This is a genomic window from Streptomyces rectiverticillatus (assembly GCF_013394065.1).
GTDB lineage: Bacteria > Actinomycetota > Actinomycetes > Streptomycetales > Streptomycetaceae > Streptomyces > Streptomyces rectiverticillatus.
This window is the reverse complement of the sequence record NZ_CP040752.1, coordinates 3,141,292-3,159,505: the sequence shown is the minus strand read 5'-3', so window position 1 is coordinate 3,159,505 and position 18,214 is coordinate 3,141,292. Positions and strand designations below refer to the sequence as shown.

The 18,214-nt window shown below is 71.4% G+C and carries 16 protein-coding genes; 8 read left to right on the top strand and 8 right to left on the bottom strand.

Features of this window, described 5'->3' with window-relative positions; genetic code table 11:
* Window positions 1-24: 24 nt before the first annotated feature.
* Entirely contained in the window at window positions 25-903 is an 879-nt protein-coding gene (locus FGW37_RS13500) for a serine hydrolase domain-containing protein (RefSeq protein WP_179081300.1), read from the bottom strand.
* 87 nt (window positions 904-990) lie between these two features.
* Here FGW37_RS13500 and FGW37_RS13495 point away from each other — a divergent pair, with 87 nt between their 5' ends.
* The 3 genes from FGW37_RS13495 to FGW37_RS13485 all read left to right on the top strand — a co-directional run bounded on the left by FGW37_RS13495 (window position 991) and on the right by FGW37_RS13485 (window position 4,604).
* Entirely contained in the window at window positions 991-1,587 is a 597-nt protein-coding gene (locus FGW37_RS13495; protein ID WP_179081299.1) for a YceI family protein, read from the top strand.
* A gap of 356 nt (window positions 1,588-1,943) precedes the next feature.
* A complete protein-coding gene (locus FGW37_RS13490; protein ID WP_179081298.1) occupies window positions 1,944-2,843 on the top strand; it encodes a sigma-70 family RNA polymerase sigma factor in 900 nt (299 codons plus the stop codon).
* Between the two features lie 981 nt (window positions 2,844-3,824).
* Window positions 3,825-4,604, top strand: a complete 780-nt coding sequence (locus tag FGW37_RS13485) for an SDR family oxidoreductase (RefSeq protein WP_179081297.1) — start codon at window positions 3,825-3,827, stop codon at window positions 4,602-4,604.
* A gap of 26 nt (window positions 4,605-4,630) precedes the next feature.
* Here the strand turns inward: FGW37_RS13485 and FGW37_RS13480 are convergent, their stop codons facing one another.
* Together FGW37_RS13480 and FGW37_RS13475 are read right to left on the bottom strand one after the other, a co-directional pair.
* Window positions 4,631-4,861, bottom strand: a complete 231-nt coding sequence (locus FGW37_RS13480) for a DUF397 domain-containing protein (RefSeq protein WP_179081296.1) — start codon at window positions 4,859-4,861, stop codon at window positions 4,631-4,633.
* Window positions 4,851-5,720, bottom strand: a complete 870-nt coding sequence (locus tag FGW37_RS13475; RefSeq protein WP_179081295.1) for a helix-turn-helix domain-containing protein — start codon at window positions 5,718-5,720, stop codon at window positions 4,851-4,853. The genes FGW37_RS13480 and FGW37_RS13475 overlap by 11 nt, the downstream gene beginning before the upstream one ends.
* A gap of 281 nt (window positions 5,721-6,001) precedes the next feature.
* Here FGW37_RS13475 and FGW37_RS13470 point away from each other — a divergent pair, with 281 nt between their 5' ends.
* Window positions 6,002-6,394: a DUF6415 family natural product biosynthesis protein gene (locus tag FGW37_RS13470; protein WP_179081294.1), complete on the top strand. Its 393-nt coding sequence runs from the start codon at window positions 6,002-6,004 to the stop codon at window positions 6,392-6,394.
* 164 nt (window positions 6,395-6,558) lie between these two features.
* Here the strand turns inward: FGW37_RS13470 and FGW37_RS13465 are convergent, their stop codons facing one another.
* Both FGW37_RS13465 and FGW37_RS13460 read right to left on the bottom strand, forming a co-directional pair.
* Window positions 6,559-7,053: a DUF7927 domain-containing protein gene (locus FGW37_RS13465; RefSeq protein WP_179081293.1), complete on the bottom strand. Its 495-nt coding sequence runs from the start codon at window positions 7,051-7,053 to the stop codon at window positions 6,559-6,561.
* Window positions 7,054-7,223: 170 nt separating this feature from the next.
* A complete protein-coding gene (locus FGW37_RS13460; RefSeq protein ID WP_179081292.1) occupies window positions 7,224-8,750 on the bottom strand; it encodes a CehA/McbA family metallohydrolase in 1,527 nt (508 codons plus the stop codon).
* 200 nt (window positions 8,751-8,950) lie between these two features.
* On the opposite strand from FGW37_RS13460, the gene FGW37_RS13455 reads away from it, so the two are divergent.
* From FGW37_RS13455 to FGW37_RS13440, 4 genes are all read left to right on the top strand, one after another.
* Entirely contained in the window at window positions 8,951-9,811 is an 861-nt protein-coding gene (locus FGW37_RS13455) for a TIGR03619 family F420-dependent LLM class oxidoreductase (RefSeq protein WP_179081291.1), read from the top strand.
* Window positions 9,812-9,934: 123 nt separating this feature from the next.
* Window positions 9,935-12,529: a bifunctional FO biosynthesis protein CofGH gene (locus tag FGW37_RS13450; RefSeq protein ID WP_179081290.1), complete on the top strand. Its 2,595-nt coding sequence runs from the start codon at window positions 9,935-9,937 to the stop codon at window positions 12,527-12,529.
* Window positions 12,530-12,777: 248 nt separating this feature from the next.
* Entirely contained in the window at window positions 12,778-13,974 is a 1,197-nt protein-coding gene (locus tag FGW37_RS13445) for a DUF8017 domain-containing protein (protein WP_246430895.1), read from the top strand.
* A 36-nt stretch (window positions 13,975-14,010) separates the two neighbouring features.
* Window positions 14,011-15,120: an ADP-ribosylglycohydrolase family protein gene (locus FGW37_RS13440; protein WP_179081289.1), complete on the top strand. Its 1,110-nt coding sequence runs from the start codon at window positions 14,011-14,013 to the stop codon at window positions 15,118-15,120.
* Between the two features lie 189 nt (window positions 15,121-15,309).
* Here FGW37_RS13440 and FGW37_RS13435 read toward each other — a convergent pair whose 3' ends face one another.
* From FGW37_RS13435 to FGW37_RS13425, 3 genes are all read right to left on the bottom strand, one after another.
* Entirely contained in the window at window positions 15,310-15,513 is a 204-nt protein-coding gene (locus FGW37_RS13435) for a DUF397 domain-containing protein (protein WP_168092701.1), read from the bottom strand.
* Window positions 15,514-15,790: 277 nt separating this feature from the next.
* A complete protein-coding gene (locus FGW37_RS13430) occupies window positions 15,791-16,654 on the bottom strand; it encodes a helix-turn-helix domain-containing protein (RefSeq protein ID WP_179084681.1) in 864 nt (287 codons plus the stop codon).
* A 389-nt stretch (window positions 16,655-17,043) separates the two neighbouring features.
* Window positions 17,044-17,820: a GOLPH3/VPS74 family protein gene (locus FGW37_RS13425; protein ID WP_179081288.1), complete on the bottom strand. Its 777-nt coding sequence runs from the start codon at window positions 17,818-17,820 to the stop codon at window positions 17,044-17,046.
* Window positions 17,821-18,214 lie beyond the last annotated feature (394 nt).

The following is an 18,214-nucleotide window of genomic DNA, read 5'->3' as shown; positions in this document are numbered from 1 at the left end:
GGGGGAGGGGCGGTGATCCGCTGCTCAGCTGCTGCCGCCGCTGCCGCTGCTGCTGCACCTCGCCCCCCGCAGATGCTCGACGCCCATGCGGTCCGTGGTGTCCGCGGAGCCGCCGAGGCGGTGGACGAGGATCCAGCGGCCGTCCGGGAAGGCGCCGGCGAAGACGGAGGAGTTGCGGGTGGCGCCGTTGTGCCAGACGAGCTCACCGGCCCGCTGCCACGCCGGGGCCGGTGCGCCCAGCACGCGCTCCACCACCAGGCCGGTGAGGATGCGGGCCGCCGCGCGCGGGGTCGCCCACATGCCGCCCGCAGGGAGTATCGCGCCGGTCATCGTCCACGGCCGCAGCCTGCGGCCGAAGAGGCCGGCCGGAACCAGGCTCCGGCCGGGCGGCGGCTGATGCGTGACCTCGCTGCGTATGCCCAGGGGGTCCAGTACGTGCTCCGCCAGCAGATCGGTGTACGGGCCGGCCGCCGCTGCTGACAATGCGGCGCCGAGTACGGCGTAACCGAGGTTGGAATACTCCTCCTTTTCCCCGGGAGGGGAGCCGGCAAGGGCGCCCAGGCCAGCCGCGAGGAGTTCGCGCAGCGCCTGGTCGGTGAAGGGGCGGTACGGGTCCGAGCGGGTCGCGCCCGCCAGCGCGGGAGGCAGACGGGGCAGCCCCGATGTGTGCTCCTGCAGATGCCGCAACGTGATGCCCGTACCCGCAGGCGTCTTCAGCCACCGCTCCACAGGATCGTCCACGGAGACCACGCCCCGCGCAGCCAGTTGCATGAGCAGCGTTCCGGTCAGCACCTTCGTCAGGGAACCGATCTCGACGAAGGCACCGGGGTCGTGACCCCGGTCGGTGTGGGGCGCGCAGAGCCCGGAGCTGCCCAGGACGCACGCAGGCGCGGAGAATTCCATGGCGCCCTATCCTGGCGGAAGAGGTGGAGGGGACTCCTCGGGGGTGGGGGCTTGGGCCTTTCGAGGGGGGTCTTCCCGGGAGGTGTCATGGGCAGCCGCACCAGATGGTTCTTCGAGCCCGGCCACACCGGCGCCGAATTCCGCGCCAGACACATGATGGTCACCTACGTGCGCGGGCAGTTGAAGAATGTGCACGGTTCGCTGGAGGTCGATCCCGGCGACCCGGAGAACGCCCGCGTGGAAGCGGTGATCGACGCGACCGGGGTCTACACCGGCCAGGAACAACGCGACGCCCACCTCCGCAGTGCGGACTTCTTCGACTGCGAGAACCACCCGGAATGGACCTTCACCGGGACGCGCGTCCATCAGGCGAGCGCGACCGAATTCGAGGTCACCGGAGAACTCACCATCCGGGGCGTGACCCGGCCCGTGACGTTCGACGTCACGTACCTGGGGCAGTGGGACACCCCCTGGTGGGAGGACGGTCGCGACGCCGGCCCCAGGCGCAGGGCCGGCTTCACGGCCACCACCAGGATCAACCGCCAGGACTTCGGGGTGAGCTGGAACGACGTGGTCGACCGGGGTGGCGTGGTCGTCGGCGACATGGTCGACGTCACGGTTGACGTCGAGGCGGTACGTGTCGAGGCGGTGCGGGAGGGTGGCGCCGCCGCGGCGGTGCAGTAAGTGGTGCGGAATAAGTGGTGCGGTAAGGGGGCGGCGGACTTACCGACTTACCAGGTCGTCCCGGTGTGGTCGGCCAGCCGCGTGGAGACCTCGGCCAGGGCCGGCGCGGCGCGCTCGGCGTCGGTGAAGAACGGGGCCTCGTGCCAGGCCGCGACCGCCCTGGTGCATGGCCTTGAACTTGAAGAGGTGCTGGATGCCCGTCATGGTGTCGGGCAGGACCTTCGCGGGGTTCTTCATCCGAGCAGTCGTGATCAAATCCTCTGTTGTGTCATGGTGGTCGGGGCGTCCTCCCCGGCCGGTTGTCGACCGTCACTTCACTCACTTCACTGACGGATCGGAACAGGGGGATGTGACAAGTGAGCGAAAAAGATCTTCTTGCGGAGCGGTTCGAAGAGCACCGGCCGCACCTGAAGGCAGTGGCCTACCGGATGCTCGGCTCGCTCGCCGAGGCCGAGGACGCCGTACAGGAGACCTGGTTCAAGCTGAGCCGCTCCGACATCAGCGAGGTCAAAAACCTCGGCGGCTGGCTGACCACCGTCACCGGCCGGGTGTGCCTGGACATGCTGCGCTCGCGCGCCACGCGGCACGAGGAGCCGCTCCACGACCAGGACGGGCAGGTCGTCCGCCTTCCCGACCCGGTCATCAGCGGGGCGGACCGCATCGACCCGGAACAGGAGATTCTCCTGGCCGACTCGGTCGGCATCGCCCTCATGGTCGTCCTGCAGACCCTCGCCCCCGCGGAACGGCTCGCCTTCGTCCTGCACGACATGTTCCACGTGCCCTTCGACGACATCGCCGACGTCATCGACCGCACCCCCGCCGCCACCCGGCAGCTCGCCAGCCGCGCCCGCCGCCGCGTCCAGGGACAGGCCCCGGCGCCCGACACCGACCTGGCCGCCCGGCGCCGCGTCGTCGACGCCTTCCTCGCCGCGGCGCGCGGCGGCGACTTCGACGCCCTCGTCGCCGTCCTCGACCCGGACATCGTGGCCCGCTCGGACGGCGGCACGCTGCGCCCGAGCGCGCTGCGCCGGGGCGCGGCCGCGGTCGCCTCCCAGGCGATCATGTTCGCCCGCTTCGCCGAGGCGGCGCTCCCGGCACTGATCAACGGCACACCCGGCGTGGTCGCCGTAGCGGCGGACGGCCGGCTGATGTCGGTCATGGCCTTCACGATCCAGGGCGACAGGGTCACGGCACTGGACATCCTGACGGACCCGGAGCGGCTGGAGCGGATCGACGTGAGCGCGCTGAGGAAGTAACCGGGTTGCGGCGTGGGGAGCTGGCTGCTGCCGCGGTGTGGTTCCTGCCGTCGTGGGCGCTTCGCTCGGCGGGCCGCCGTTGTGGCTGGGCGGGCGGCTGCCGCTGGGTGGGGGTTGGGGTCAGGGCAGGCTGGCAGCGGGGGGAGGGGTGGGGGGCGGGGGTTTGGTGGTTTGGTTGTGCGGCCGGTGGGTGGTTGGGCGCCGTACTCGCGCCGTCACGGATGCACGCGCGTGAGGAGACCGGTCTGTCCGGTTGTGGCTGAGGGGGAGCTGGCAGCTGCCGCGATGTGGTGCAGCCCGTCGTGGGCGCTTCGCTCAGCGCGCCACCATTGTGGCCGGGCGGGCGGCTGTCCCTGAGTGGGGGTTTCTGTGACCCGGGCTCCCTGGTGGGGCTGCTGAGGCATCGGCCGCCACTCTCAGGCCACTTATCTGCCGCCCTACGGCCCCGGCCGGGAGCCTGCTGAGGTAGCTAGCCGCCGTCCCGGGCCACCGATCCGCTGCCGCTACGGGCCAGGAGCAGGGAGTCGTGAGGCGAGAGGGCTCTGGTGTTGCTGTTGAGGTGCTCGGCCGCCGTCTCGGACCACTTATCCGCCGCCCTACGACCCGGGACGGTTGATTTCCGTCCACAAACGGCCGCCACCCCCACCAACCCGCAGCCGGACGCGCAACCACAACGCTCGCGAGCTGAGCGAAGCGCCCCCACCGGCCTCAACCACACCGCGGCAGCAGCCAGCTCCCCCTCAGCCACCGTCTATGCGCAAGGTCTCCTCACGCGCCCGCATTCGTGACGGCGCGAGTACGGCGGCCCACCTCCCACCGGCCGCACAGCCGACCCACCGAACCCCCGCCCCCCACCCCTCCCCCTGCTGCCAGCCTGTTCTGACGCGAGTTGGGACGTACCTTGCGGTGGCGTGTCACATCTGGGATCCCTGCCGTGTCCTATCCCTGACAGCACAATCGGGCACGGGAGGTACTCCAGCAATGAACAAGCCGATCCTGGTGACCGGCGGCACCGGCACCCTCGGCCGTGTCGTCGTCGCGCGGCTTCTCGCCGACGGCTTGCCCGTACGGGTGATGAGCCGCCGGCCGCGGCGGGAGGGCGACGAGCGGCCGTACGAATGGGCGGTCTGCGACCTCGCCAAGGGCACGGGCCTCGACGCCGCCCTGGCGGACGTACGGGCAGTGGTGCACTGCGCGACCAACGCCCGCAACGACGTGGCGGCGGCCCGGCGGCTGGTCGAAGCGGCGCGGCGGGCCGGGAGCCCGCACCTCGTCTACATCTCGATCGTCGGCATCGACAAGGTGCCGCTCCCGTACTACCGGTCGAAGCGGGAGGCGGAGCGGATCGTCCGGGAATCGGGGCTGCCTTGGACCATCCTGCGGACTACCCAATTCCACGACCTGGTGGCGACGATGACCACCGTGCAGCGCCGGCTGCCGGTGGTGCTGACGCTGAGCGGCGTGCGGGTTCAGCCCGTCGAAGTCGCCGAGGTCGCCGACCGCTTGGCGGAGCTCGTCCAGGGCGCCCCCGCAGGCCGCGTGCCCGACATGGCGGGTCCCGAAGTCCGGGACGCCCGCGACTTGGCGGCCGCCACACTCCGTGCGGCGGGCCTGCGCCGACGCGTCGTACCGCTCCGGCTCCCGGGCAAGATCGCCCGGACCCTGCGCGCGGGCGGCATCCTCGCCCCGGACCGGGCGGTCGGCAAGGTCACGTTCGAGCAGTACCTCGCCGCGCGTACGCCTCCGGCGGGGCGTCGGTGAGCGCTGCGGTCCGGATCGACTGCGCTCTACGCCGGCCAGCGCCCGGACCGCACCTCGTGGATGAACGCGGTCCAGGCTGCGGCCGGGGATATGAAGGCGGGGCCATTGTGTTGTTTGGAGTCACGCACGGCGACGTTGTTGGCCAGTGCCGCGACCGAAACGCAACTGATGCCGTGGTTATCGCCGCTGTAGGAGGACTTGAACCAGGATGATTCATCGGCCGCTTCGAGAGCGGTTATACGGGTACTAGTCGACATCGATCTCTCTCGCCAGTCGGTGGAGGAATTCGGGGGTCTTCACCGGCGCCAGGGCGCCTTCACGCATGGCGTCGAACCGCCTGGTGTAGGCCCCGACTTCGCGTGTCTTGTCAGACAAGGTCGTGCCCAGCGCGCTTTCCAGCATGACCACCGAGTCGAGTTTGGCGTCGAAGTTCAAGAGAACGAAGTTCGCCCCAGACCGGTACGTTACGAGGTTCTGCGGCATGATCTGGACCGTCACGTGGTCGAGCGCGGCTACCCGCTCGATCTCCTTGTACTGCTCACGCATGATCTCCGGACTGCCGATGGCGCGGCGTAGCGCCGCTTCGTCGAGGATGACCCGCAACTCGGGTGGATCTTCCCGGAGCAGGATCTCCTTGCGCTTCATGCGGAGTGCTACGTTCTCCTCAACGAACTCGGTTGTCCTTTCGTCGACGGACTTTGACGTCATGAAAATGGACCGGGCGTAGCTCTCAGTCTGCAGGAGCGCGAAGACGACCTGTGAATGCCATGCTCGGATCGTGGCGGCGTCGGTTTCCAGCCCCGCATACAGCACGGCTCCTGACGGCAGGAAGTTCTGATACGGCCTGTACCAGTCGCTACTGAGCGACTCACGGTGAAGCATCAGCAGGTGGTCGCGGTCGTCGGGGTCGGTGACGCCGTAGAAATCAAGCAGGTCTTCCAGGTCGCGAACGCGCGGCAGCTGGTTGTGACCGGTTTCGACTCTGTTGAGCTTCGCCTCCGAGCTCTCGATGGCTGCGGCGGCTTCCTTGGTGCTGTATCCCTTCCTTTCTCGCAGGCGCCGGAGCTCCTTGCCCAACTCCCTCCGACGGAACGTCGGACCGCGTCGTGCTGCCACTCGTGAGCCTCCTGAAGGTACTTCCTTGGCGCGTCCTTGTTCCCCGTCGGTGCGGACGTGCTGCCTCGCAGTGATGCGCAGTTACCCCTCGCAGCAGCCCTGTTGGGAGTTTCCCACTGCCTGTACCCCATCGGGCAAGCTCTGCCCGAGGTCTGTCATATGCCACTTTTTCTTACAGGGTTGATTGAGCTTGCGACCGAAAGAGTCGCCGCGGGACCGTGGTTCAGCAGCCGCAGCGATGAGCGCGGAGCCCCTCTCGCGTCGCCCCCGAAGGAGCCGTCATGCCCCTATGCCCCTACACCGGTCACACCGGCGGAGGCCTCACCTACGTCCCCCCGCCGACCGCGGCGGCAGGAGCCGGGCCGGACGTGGTGGACGCAGTGATCCGCGACGCCATCGCCATGGACCGCTGGCTCCCCGCCCCCAGTCGCGTGGCCGAGCTGACCGAACGGCTTCGCGCCTACATCGGTGCCGCCGTGCCCGTCGTCGAGGGCGCCGTGCAGGGCAGGCCGGTGGACGATTCCGTCCGTGTGGAGGTCCTCGCCACCGCCGCCGAGGCCCGCCACCGTCTCGGGCTCGGGCCGGGGAACGGCTACGCCTCGGCGATCACGTACGCCAGGAGCCTCGGCCTGGTGGCCAGGGATCTCCTCCGGCTGCAGCAGGGGCTGCGGTGAAGGGCGCGGCGGCCTGGAGATCCCTGCGCGCATGGTGGCGGTGGCGGCGGCCCGCGCGGGTCTTACCGTCGGGTCCGGCCCCGGTGGGCGCCGGAACGAGGCCCGTACCCGTTCCTCACACCGGCGGCCCGCCGACGCTCACGCCCGTGCCGGGCTGTACCTGCCTATGAGACCGGCGTGCTGGTCGTGCAGGCCGTGTCCGTGCTGCCCGAGGGGCAGTTGTTGCCCGCGGTCGTGGAGGTGACCGTGTTGGTCAGGCTGTGGTCGCCCGTCGGCGGGTTGGCCACCCGCACCGAGTAGCTGATCGTCGCCTTGGCGCCGGAGGCCAGGTCGCCCTGCCACTGGAGGGTGGGGGACGAGAACGAGGTCGTGCCCCGGTCGGAGGTGGCGGAGTTGAACGTCGCGTCGTCCACCACGTTCGACAGGTCGTCGGAGATCGCCGCGCCGCTGATGGCGGTCGTGCCGGTGTTGGTCACCGTCACGGTGTAGTTGACCGTGTCACCGGGGTGCGCCGACGTCCGGTCGACGCTCTTGGCGATTCTGATGGACGTCGCCATGGTGTCGAACGGCGCCGTCGGCACCATGGCGGCGCCGGTGATCACCCCCACGCCCACCAGGAAGGCGACGAGGGTCAGAACTCTGGGCAGACGATCAGGCAAGACGGTCCCCTCTCCCTGCGCGCATTCAGTGGGGAGATGGCTTGCACCGGGACATGAGCACTACCCATAAACCGCCCCATGGGGTGAAAGCCCGCTCAGGCCGACAGTCGTTTCACGGCGGCGTTTGAGGAACTCGCCGCGCGCTCGGTGGCGCCCCACTGGCGCCCCCTTCAGCCCAGGAACACCGGATTCGTCAGCGCCACCATCACCCCCGGCACCCCGGGCCCGCCCGTCGCCGCCCGCCGGACCTCGGCTCGTACGTACGCCGCGTGAGAAGGCGTCGTGTGCCACTCGACCGTTCCCGTGCCCGCCGCGGGCAGTGGCGTCTCGTACAGCCGGCCCTGGTCCGTTACGAACGACGCCGTGCAGCCCTCCGGGACGCCCGACACCTCCAGGCGGATCGTCACCGGGGTGGCCCGGTCGACCGGGAGGCGTTCGCCGATGCCGGCGTGCTTTCCGCGGCCGCCCGTCGCCGTGAAGGTCAGGCCCACCGCCGACGACTCCGCGATCCAGCTGCGGCCCGCGCGGATGCCGGCCAGCAGGGCCTCGCGGGACAGGCCGTCCGCGTGGACGACCGTCTGCGGCAGGCCCACCACCTGGGGCTCGCGGTGGGCGTCGCTGTTGCCCATGGCCGGCAGCCAGCGGCGGCGGCCCTCGCGTACGGCCGCCACGAGGGACGCGTCCCACGCCGCGATCGCCATCTCGTCGTCCGGCGTGTACGGGCCGTTCCAGACCTCCACCGCGTCCGCGTCCTCGTAGCCGAACTTCCAGTTGCAGCCGACGCAGGTCGCGTACGGGTGCGCGGGGACGACCAGGCCGCCCGCGCGGTGGATCGTGCGGGCGAAGCGGCCGAAGGCGGCGTCGCGGGCGCGGTAGCGCCAGTCGATGAAGACGCCGGGGTCCGTGCCGAGGGCGACGACGTGGCCGTTGCGGGTGGTGACCTCCTCTCCGGTGAGGATGAGGAGTTCGCCGTCGGGATGGGGGCCCCACAGGCCCTCCCACGCTCCGTGCGCCGACGTCGTGTTGTGCTCGGTCGTCGTGATCCAGTCCAGGCCGGCCGCCCGCGCCGCGGCCGCGATCTCGGCGGGGGTGCGCTTGCCGTCGGAGTGGACGCTGTGCAGATGGTTGTCGCCCCGGTACCAGGCCCGGCCCCGGCCCCGGGCCCGCTGCGGCGGATACACCGGGCGCGGGGTCGGTCCGGGCGGCGGTGTCCCGTACCGCAGCGTGACCGTCACCTCGTACGCCAGGCCCTGCGGTGCGACCGTGTACGGGCCGAGGACGACGTGCCAGGTGCCGGGCCGTACGGGGCCGGCCAGGTAGCCGGGGGTGGCGCGCTCGGCGCTGATCGCGAACTCGGACCGGGCGCCCCCCGACCAGCCGCGGAAGCCCGCACCGCCCAGCTCGGTGCCGCGCTCGTCGAAGATGCCGATGTCGCACGCGTTGCCCTGGGTGCCGGCGGGCACGGACGGTCTGTCGTACGCGTACGAGACGGCGATTTCGCGCACGCCGGGGGGCACGTCCACGGGCAGGTAGACGTAGTCGGGCGCTCCGGGCGGAAGGTGTCCGGTGACCTTCCGGGTCGCGGTCCGGCCGTCGTGGCCGTCCCCTGTGCTCGCGAACGTCACGGTATCGAGGGTAAGCACCGCCGCCGCGCCTGTGACAGCCGTGAGCACCGTGCGCCGGTCCGGTCGCTCCATCCGCTTCATCGCTGTCCTCCCGTGGAAGGGGCTCTGGCTCTTCGGGGGCACTGTTGTACGCCCCGATGGCGCGGAGGGGTACAGGAAGCCCCACGATTGCGACATTCGTATGGCGGCACCGCCCCGCCGGGGGTCCGTGGGGCCCGTTTGGGCTTACGGTGAGCCCCATTCCCCGCAGGACGCGAAGGAGGTGCCGCCCCGTGCGGATCGCAACCACGGTCATCCTCACCGACGAGACGATCAGCCCGGTCCGGCTCGCGAGCGAGCTGGAGCAGCGGGGCTTCGACGGGCTGTACATGCCGCAGCACACGCACATCCCGGTCAGCCGGGAGACGCCGGCGCCCATGGGCGATCCGCTGCCGCGCGAGTACGGCCGGGTCCTGGACCCGCTCGCCGTGCTCGCCCAGGCCGCGGCGGTCACCGAGCGGATCGAGCTCGGCACGGGGGTCCTGCTGGTGGCCCAGCAGGATCCGATCGCGCTCGCCAAGCAGGTCGCGACGCTCGACTTCCTCAGCGGCGGCCGCCTGACGCTGGGCATCGGGTTCGGCTGGAACGTGGAGGAGGCGGCCGACCACGGCGTCGAGTGGAAGAGCCGGCGCGATCTGGTGCGCGACCGGATGGCCCTGATGAGGGCGCTGTGGGACGAGGAACCAACGGGCTACCGCGGCGAGTTCGGTGCGGTCAGTGCCAGCTTCGCGCATCCCAAGCCGCTGCGGACCGCGCGCCGTCGCGGCCCGGACGTGCCGCCGCTCGTCGGGCCGCGCACCCTGATCGGGGGAGCGGCGGGTCCGAAGCTGTTCGCGCACGTCGCGGAGTACGCGGACGGCTGGCTGCCCATCGGCGGCAGCGGGCTGAAGGAGACGATTCCGCAGCTGCGCAGGGCCTGGCAGGAGGCCGGGCGGCCCGGCGAGCCGCAGGTCGTCCCGTACGCGGTGCACCCCTCGGCCGGGAAGCTCGCGTACTTCGCCGATCTGGGGCTCACCGAGGTCGTGGTGGGGCTGCCGTCGGCGGGCGAGGCGGAGATCCTGCGGGCGCTGGACGCGCACGCCGAATTCCTGTGAGGGGGGCGGGCAGGCGGGCGTCGCGGGCGGCCGGAGGGTGCCTCCGCCTGGGGTGACGAGAGGCACACGAATGACGGACGGACCTCCTCCGGCCGGGCCGCACCGCGCTCGTATGCTCGGACAATGACTTCCACCCCGCCGCCCCCGCAGGGATCCGCACCGACCGCCAATGCCATGCGGCGCGCCCTCAAGCGCGCCCGGGACGGTGTGGCCCTGGACGTCGCCGAGGCCGCCGTGCTCCTTCAGGCCCGCGGCGCGGACCTTGAGGACTTGTGCGCGTCCGCCGCCCGGGTGCGGGACGCGGGGCTGGAGGCCGCCGGGCGCCCCGGCGTCATCACGTACTCGAAGAGCGTCTTCATCCCCCTCACCCGCCTCTGCCGGGACAAGTGCCACTACTGCACCTTCGCCACCGTCCCCGGCAAGCTGCGCCGCGCGGGCCACGGGATGTTCATGTCCCCCGACGAGGTCCTGGCCATCGCCCGCCGCGGCGCCGAACTCGGCTGCAAGGAAGCCCTCATCACTCTGGGCGACCGCCCCGAGGACCGCTGGCCCGAGGCCCGCGAGTGGCTGGAGGCGGCGGGCTACGACGACACCATCGCCTACGTCCGCGCCATCTCCATCCGCATCCTGGAGGAGACCGGCCTGCTCCCGCACCTCAACCCGGGCGCCATGACGTGGACGGACTTCCAGCGGCTGAAGCCGGTCTCCGCCTCGATGGGCATGATGCTGGAGACCACGGCCGAACGGCTGTGGAGCGAGCCGGGCGGCCCGCACTACGGCTCCCCGGACAAGGAGCCCGCGGTCCGGCTGCGCGTCCTGGAGGACGCCGGGCGCAGCTCCGTGCCGTTCACCAGCGGCCTGCTGATCGGGATCGGCGAGACGCCCGAGGAGCGCGCCGAGTCGCTGTTCGCGCTGCGCCGCATCTCCCGTGCGTACCACGGCATCCAGGAACTGATCATGCAGAACTTCCGCGCCAAGCCGGACACGGCGATGCGCGGCATTCCCGACGCCGAACTGGACGACCTGGTCGCCACCATCGCCGTGGCCCGGCACATCATGGGCCCCTCGGCCTGCCTCCAGGCGCCGCCCAACCTCGTGGCGGGCGAGTACGAGCGGCTCATCGGCGCCGGCATCGACGACTGGGGCGGCGTCTCCCCGGTCACTCCGGACCACGTCAACCCCGAGCGCCCCTGGCCGCAGATCGATGAGCTTGCCGAGCGCTCCTCCGCCGCCGGCTTCCGGCTGCAGGAACGCCTCGCCGTCTACCCCGAGTTCGTCCGGCGCGGCGAGCCCTGGCTGGACCCGCGCGTGCTGCCCCACGTCCGCGCCCTGGCCGACCCGGAGACCGGGCTGGCGAACGAGCACGCCGACGTCGAGGGACTGCCCTGGCAGGAGCCCGAAGACGTCTTCGTCCCCTCCGGCCGCACCGAGCTGCACCGCGCCATCGACACCGAAGGCCGCACCACCGACCGGCGCGACGACTTCGACGAGGTGTACGGGGACTGGGAGGCGCTGCGGGAGGCCGCCGCGCCCGGCATGGCGCCCGAACGGATCGACGCGGACGTGCGCGAAGCGCTGCGGCAGGCCGCCGACGACCCCACCCGGCTGACCGACCCCCAGGCGCTGGCCCTGCTGCACGCCGACGGGCCCGCGCTCGACGCCCTGTGCCGCATCGCCGACGACCTGCGCCGGGACGTGGTCGGCGACGACGTCACCTACATCGTCACGCGGAACATCAACTTCACCAACGTCTGCTACACCGGCTGCCGCTTCTGCGCCTTCGCCCAGCGGCGCACCGACGCCGACGCGTACACCCTCTCCCTGGACCAGGTCGCCGACCGCGCCGCCCAGGCGTGGGACGTCGGCGCCGTCGAGGTCTGCATGCAGGGCGGCATCCACCCCGACCTGCCGGGCACGGCCTACTTCGACATCGCGCGGGCGGTCAAGGAGCGCGTTCCGGGCATGCACGTGCACGCCTTCTCGCCGATGGAGGTCGTCAACGGCGCGACCCGTACCGGCATGTCCGTACGGGAGTGGCTGACCGCGGCGAAGGAGGCCGGGCTCGACACCATCCCCGGCACGGCCGCGGAGATTCTGGACGACGAGGTCCGCTGGGTCCTCACCAAGGGCAAGCTGCCCGCCGCCACGTGGATCGACGTCGTGCGCACCGCCCACGAGGTCGGGATCCGGTCCTCGTCCACGATGATGTACGGGCACGTGGACCAGCCGCGGCACTGGCTCGGGCACTTCCGCCGGCTCGTCGAGATCCAGCGGGAGACGGGCGGCTTCACGGAGTTCGTCACGCTGCCGTTCATTCACACCAATGCCCCCGTGTACCTGGCGGGCATCTCGCGCCCCGGCCCGACCATGCGGGACAACCGGGCGGTCACGGCCATGGCCCGGCTGCTGCTCCACCCGCACATCACCAACATCCAGACCAGCTGGGTGAAGCTCGGCGCCGAGGGGGCGGCGGAGATGCTCCGCTCCGGGGCGAACGATCTGGGCGGGACGCTGATGGAGGAGACCATCTCCCGCATGGCGGGCTCCTCGTACGGCTCGTACCGGTCGGTCCGCGACCTGGTCGCCATCGCGGAGGCGGCGGGACGGACGGCGCGGGCGCGCACGACGCTGTACGGGGAGGTGCCGGCGGAGCGGGTGGCTGCCGCGCTGGCTTCGGACGGGCACCTGCCGGAGCTGCTGCCGGTACTGGACGACTAGCGTCGGGCGCGCGGGGTTGTCGGCGTGGCCGCCCGGCTCGGTGACGGATCCCGCCGGGGCCGCGCCGCCGGGGCCGGTCGCCGTCGCGGCGGGGAGATTTGCCCCGGTCCCACCCTTTCGCGGTTTTCCGGGGCGGTGTCCCGGGCCCTCGGCAGGGCTGTGTCCCGGCTTGCGGAGGAGGGCGATGTTGCCGTCTTGTCGCGATGCCTCGATCAGACGGCAACCGACGGGCGTCTAGGGTGGCCCGCATGTCTTGGCCTCAGAATCCCCAGCAGCCCCACCAGCCTCCGCAGCCGCATCCGCCGCAGCCTCCGCAGGGCGTACCGCAGGGCGGGGCGTGGGGTGGGCCGGAGGCCACTGCCGTCGACCAGCCGGCCGTCGCCCCGCCGCCCGGTGGCGTCCACGCCGCGCCCACCGCCTTCGCGCAGCCCGCGGTGACGCCGCCCGCCCCGGCGCAGGGCGGCGGCGCCCACGCCCAGCCGACCGTCTTCGCCCAGCCCGCCGTCCAGCCACCGGGCCCCGGCGCAGCCGGATCCGTGCCGCCTCCGCCCCCGCCGCCGGGCGGCTGGACGGCCCCCGCCCCGGCACCGGCACCTGCCCCCGCCCCGCCCGGCGGTGGCGGCGGAGGCGGGAACAACAAGACCCTGCTGGCCGTCGTCGGCGGCATAGTGGCCCTCGCCGTCATCGGCGGCGGTGCGTTCTTCCTCCTCAAGGGCGGCGACGACAAGAAGGACGAGAAGGCCGGCGGCGCGTCGCAGGCCCCCAGTGCCCCGGCCGCGGGGAACCAGCAGCAGCCCGCCCCCGAAGGCGGCGCCAACAGCCAGGCTCCCGCGGACGGCGGCCCGCAGGCCGTGCCCGCCGGATGGCAGACGCAGACCAGCAAGGAGCACAAGCTCCAGTACGACGTGCCCGGCACGGGGGAAAAGTGGAAGATCTTCCCCCAGGACACCATGATCGCGTACGCGGACGCGTCCGGTAAGCCGCAGATCTCGATGCGCGACATCGCCAACTTCAGTGAGGGCGGCTGCGCTTCGTCCGCCAACCCCAACTCGATCGGTGAGGCCGGCAAGGGCCAGCTCGCCACCGTCGGCACGGCGGGCGGCGACGCCTCCCTCAGCATCCAGGAGAACACCCGCAACTGGGCGGGAAACTGGGGCGTCTACGCGTACGGCGGCCTGAGCAACAAGCCCAAGATCGAGGTCAGCCAGGCCAAGCCCTGGAAGCAGAACGGCATCGAGGGCTGGACCGCCACCGCCAAGGTCAAGGTCCTCAACCGCCCGAGCCCGTGCGTGCCGCCCACGGCCATCGTCAAGAGCATCGTGTGGAAGCTCCCCAGCGGCGAATTCAGCAGCTGGATCATGTATGCCGACCAGGGCGTCTCCGGCGCACTGCCGGAGTCCCGGATCGACGAGATCATGAAGACCGTCCGCCCGCTCAAGGGCTGAGGCCGAGAGCTGAGAACAGGAAGGGGGCGGGAGACCATGACCACCACCGCACTGTGGAGCCGGGCGCAGCAGCAGGACTTCCGCGCCCGCGTCCGCGGCTGCCTGCTCGGCGGGGCGATCGGCGACGCGCTCGGCGCGGGCATCGAGTTCCAGTCGCTGCACGCGATCAGGGATGCCCACGGGCCCGCCGGCGTACGCGACTACGTCCGGGCCTACGGGCGGCGCGGTGCCGTCACCGACGACACCCAGATGACGCTCTTCACCGTGGACGGCCTGATCCGTGCCGAAGTGCGGCGCGACGGCGGCACCTGGCCCGCGCCCGAGGAGGTGCACCGCGCGTACCTGCGCTGGGAGGCCACCCAGCGCTACCCGGGGCCCGACGTGCGCACCCCCGCCCTCGGCCGGCTGGGCCGCCAGGAGTGGCTGTACTCGCAGCGCGCGCCGGGCAACGCCTGCCTGTCCGGGCTGGCGGACGACCGGATGGGCACCCTCGCCGCGCCCAAGAACCCGCAGTCCAAGGGGTGCGGCACCGTGATGCGCTCGGCGCCGTTCGGCCTGCTGGTGGACCGGGAGGCCGCGGAGGTCTTCCGGCTGGCCGCCGAGTGCGCCGCGCAGACCCACGGCCATCCCTCGGGCGTCCTGGCGGCGGCCGCCTTCGCGGCGATCGTGCACGGCATCGTCCGCGGCGGGACGCTGGAGACGTCGGTGCGGCAGGCCCTCGACCTGCTGGCGCAGTGGGGCGGTCACGAGGAGACGACGGCCGCGCTCCGGCAGGCCCTCGACGCCGTACGCCAGGGGGCGCCGAGCGCCGAGCGGCTGGAAGCGCTCGGCCAGGGCTGGGTGGCCGAAGAGGCCCTTGCCATGGGCGTGTACTGCGCGCTGGTCGCCGAGGACATGCGGCACGGGCTGCTGCTCGCCGTCAACCACGGCGGCGACTCCGACTCCACGGGCTCGATCTGCGGCAACCTGCTCGGCGCGCTGCACGGCGAGACCGCGCTGCCGCCGGACCTGCTGGCCGAGCTGGAGGGGCGGGCCGCGATCGCCGAACTCGCCGACGACTTCGCCCTGGAACTCACCCAGGGGGCACAGCTGCACGGCCCGGACATCGCCTCGACGGCCTGGACGGAGCGCTACCCGCAGGGCTAGTGGCCGGGGCGGCCGACGGCCGGGGGCCGTTGCGATTGCACAACCCGGGGTCGCGGCCGCACGGCCGCGACCCCCGGTTCACGTTGCCCGGATACGGCGGAACCCCCTCGGCCGGGACGGCGGACCAGTCGAGGGGGTTCTGCGCGGAACTGCCTTGGGGTGGTGAAGATGTCGTATCGGGCGGACTTATCAGAAGTCGTACGCGCGACGGGAAACGGTCGTCACAAACGAGGACCAGGCGGCGGGCTTGAAACCGAGAATCGGCCCCTGGGGGTCCTTGGAGTCACGGACCGCGATGGACTGGGGGAGAGGGGAAGCGACCTCCACGCAGTCGCCGTTGGCCAGCGAGTACGAGGACTTGCGCCACGTGGTGTTTCCCTGCTGGATGGCCATGATTGCTCCCATGCCTTGGTGAGTATGTGCCTTGATCAGAAACGCCGGTCGGAACGCCGGTTTCCCGAGGTGCGACCGACGTTACGCGCCAACATCACCTGATGAACGGGCCATTCACTCGACCGGATGGCATATTCGGGAACGCCCTTCCCGGTTGACCGGTGGAGGGTGTACCGTGCGGCGGCCGCCCGGGAGACGGGTCCGGCTGCCGGTGCGCGCTCGCTCGGATCTGCTCGGATCAGCGCGGATCCGCTCGGATCAGCCAGAACCGCCGCGCTCAGAGCTCCGCCGCCCACTCCTCCGCGACCCGGTCGATGAACTGCCGGGAGTGATCCGCGTTGAGGGCCTGCATTCGCAAATGCTCATACATCACGCTGTAGGTCTGCACATCGTTCGGCTTCTCCAGGTAGAGGTCACTGGTGATCCCCTCCAGATAGACCGTGCTGGCATCCTGCGGGTCGTTGAACTCAAGAATGGAGAACTTTCCGTACATGCCCGGATGTGCACCCACGTCGTACGGCAGCACCTGCACCGTGATGTGCGGTTCCATGCTGAACTGCACGAGCTGGCGCATCTGTTCCGCCATGATCTCCCGGCTGCCCACGATCCGGCGCAGCGCCGATTCGTCGATGACCGCCCAAAGCCGCAGCGGATTCTCCGGATCGGTGATCCGTTCCTGCCGCCGCATCCGCACCTGCACGCGCCGCTCGATATCCGCCGTCGTCGCCTCCGGCCAGGAGCCCTCGGTCACGGCGCTCGCGTAATTGGGCGTCTGCAGCAGACCCGGTACGAGAGATGCCTCGTACACGCGCAGTGAGGCCGCATCCGTCTCCAGACCGATGTAGACGCTGTAGGGAATGTCGCCGAAGGCGTGCCACCAGCCCTGCTGGCGCGACTCCTTGGCCATCTGCATCAGCGAATCGACAATGCGGTGGTCCTCGACCCCGTACACCCCGCAGAGATCGCGCACGTCGCGCTGGCTGATGCTGCGACGGCCGTTCTCCAGGCGGCTGATCTTCGACTGCGAGACGAGCAGCCGCTCGGCGACCTCCTCGGCGGTCATGCCCTTGAGTTCGCGGAGCTTGCGCAGCTCCTGCCCCAAGCGGCGCCGCCTAACGGTGGGATTGACACTGGACGCCACGGGACGCACCTCCGGCTCCGTCATGCTGCTGTCTCCTGACCTCGCAGCCTGCCACCACATGCCGGGGCGGCGCTGGAAAATGCCACACAGAGTCCGCCTGCGGTGAAGGGTTGCCGGGGCCGGCCGCTGCGGACCGTGCATCGTCCCGTGCAAGTGCACGCGGGGTGGTGGGCCGGACCGCCGTCCCGGGCGGCCGGCCCACCACCCCGCGCGATATCGCGGCTCCCGAACCGGGCCGGGGGACTGCGCTGCGGTCGGTCGAGCTCTGGGTGTGCTGTGGGTGTTGCTGTGCGGGTGGTGCGGTGATGCAGTGATGCGGTGATGGAGGGTGGTGCGATGTGCTGTGTTGCGCCGTTCTCCGGGCGGTCAGCGGCTTCGGCGGCGTCGGCTTACGACGCGCCGGCCCGGGCCATCACGGCCGTCCCCTGGGCCACCTGCTGCCCGGACGCCGTACCCCGGACCGAAGTGCGCCGCCCCGAGCCGCCGGCGCCGTGGGCGCCCGCGCCGGAACCGGCCGCCGCCGGGGCCCGCCGCGGCTGCGCCGCGACGCCGTTCTGCACGTCCATCACGGCGTGCGCCACGAGCCCGCCCATCGGGTCGTGCCTGATCAGATCCCGCAGCCGGGAGCGGGAGGACCGCCCCTCGTTGCCCGGGTAGAGGTGCTTGCCGAGACCCACCGCGTGGGCCAGGGCGGCGAGCGCCGCGGTCCGCGGGTCCGGCGGGACGCCGGTGCGGATCGCGCTGTCCAGTCGGGCCCTGATCTCCCGGCTGATCGCGGTGTCCGTCGCCTGATAGCGCGTCGTCGGCAGCACCCCGCACATCTGGCCCGCCACGGCATGCACCATGCCGCACCGCTCCAGGTGCGTGAGATACGTCTGGCGCAGCCCCAGCCGGGGCCCGCCGATCCAGTGGACGGCGCGGACCGGACTGCCGCGGCGGCGCAGCAGTTCGAGCGCGGTGTCCAGTGTCGGATCTCCTGTCGGCCGCGGCATCACCACGGCGATACGATCCCCGTCCGGGGCTATCCGTCCCGCCAGAGCCAGCTCCACTAGCTGCGCCCCGGCGAGACCCAGGTCGAGCGACTGCGGCTGCGCCGTGGTTCCCGTGGCCGGGTCCAAAGCGAGCAGCAGAAGCTCCTCCGGAATTGTTCTGCGGCTCCTGCCCATCCATGCCTCCCCGCGTGGATGTCTGACAGGGTGACCCCTCTCACATTGGTCTGTCGAGAGTGCGTGGTGGCTTCGGGTGGGAACCGGTAGGTATGTCGTCTCGTCTAGCACGTCGGTGAGGCCGGTCGATCCCTTCCAGCGGTGCGGTTGCGCGGTGACGGGGCTGCCGCACAGGACACTGGTAAGCGTTTGAGAAGGTTCGGCCTGCGGGGTGCGGAGCACCCCGCGGTGGCGTATCGCGTGGGAATTCGAGGAGGCATCGGTGGCGGGCGAGTCCCCCGGCAAGTCGGAGCAGCGGAAGTCGTCGGGGGAGACGACTGGCGGCGAGCTCGACCCGCGACTCGGGGTTTTCCGGGAAACTTCCGGAAAGCCGTCCGGGAAAGCTGACGCGCCC

Coding starts and splice junctions, on each gene's coding strand:
- FGW37_RS13500 (WP_179081300.1), bottom strand. CDS start 903: ATGGAATTCTCCGCGCCTGCGTGCGTCCTGGGCAGCTCCGGGCTCTGC.
- FGW37_RS13485 (WP_179081297.1), top strand. CDS start 3,825: ATGAACAAGCCGATCCTGGTGACCGGCGGCACCGGCACCCTCGGCCGT.
- FGW37_RS13445 (WP_246430895.1), top strand. CDS start 12,778: ATGTCTTGGCCTCAGAATCCCCAGCAGCCCCACCAGCCTCCGCAGCCG.
- FGW37_RS13460 (WP_179081292.1), bottom strand. CDS start 8,750: ATGGAGCGACCGGACCGGCGCACGGTGCTCACGGCTGTCACAGGCGCG.
- FGW37_RS13425 (WP_179081288.1), bottom strand. CDS start 17,820: ATGGGCAGGAGCCGCAGAACAATTCCGGAGGAGCTTCTGCTGCTCGCT.
- FGW37_RS13440 (WP_179081289.1), top strand. CDS start 14,011: ATGACCACCACCGCACTGTGGAGCCGGGCGCAGCAGCAGGACTTCCGC.
- FGW37_RS13495 (WP_179081299.1), top strand. CDS start 991: ATGGGCAGCCGCACCAGATGGTTCTTCGAGCCCGGCCACACCGGCGCC.
- FGW37_RS13480 (WP_179081296.1), bottom strand. CDS start 4,861: ATGTCGACTAGTACCCGTATAACCGCTCTCGAAGCGGCCGATGAATCA.
- FGW37_RS13450 (WP_179081290.1), top strand. CDS start 9,935: ATGACTTCCACCCCGCCGCCCCCGCAGGGATCCGCACCGACCGCCAAT.
- FGW37_RS13470 (WP_179081294.1), top strand. CDS start 6,002: ATGCCCCTATGCCCCTACACCGGTCACACCGGCGGAGGCCTCACCTAC.
- FGW37_RS13435 (WP_168092701.1), bottom strand. CDS start 15,513: ATGGCCATCCAGCAGGGAAACACCACGTGGCGCAAGTCCTCGTACTCG.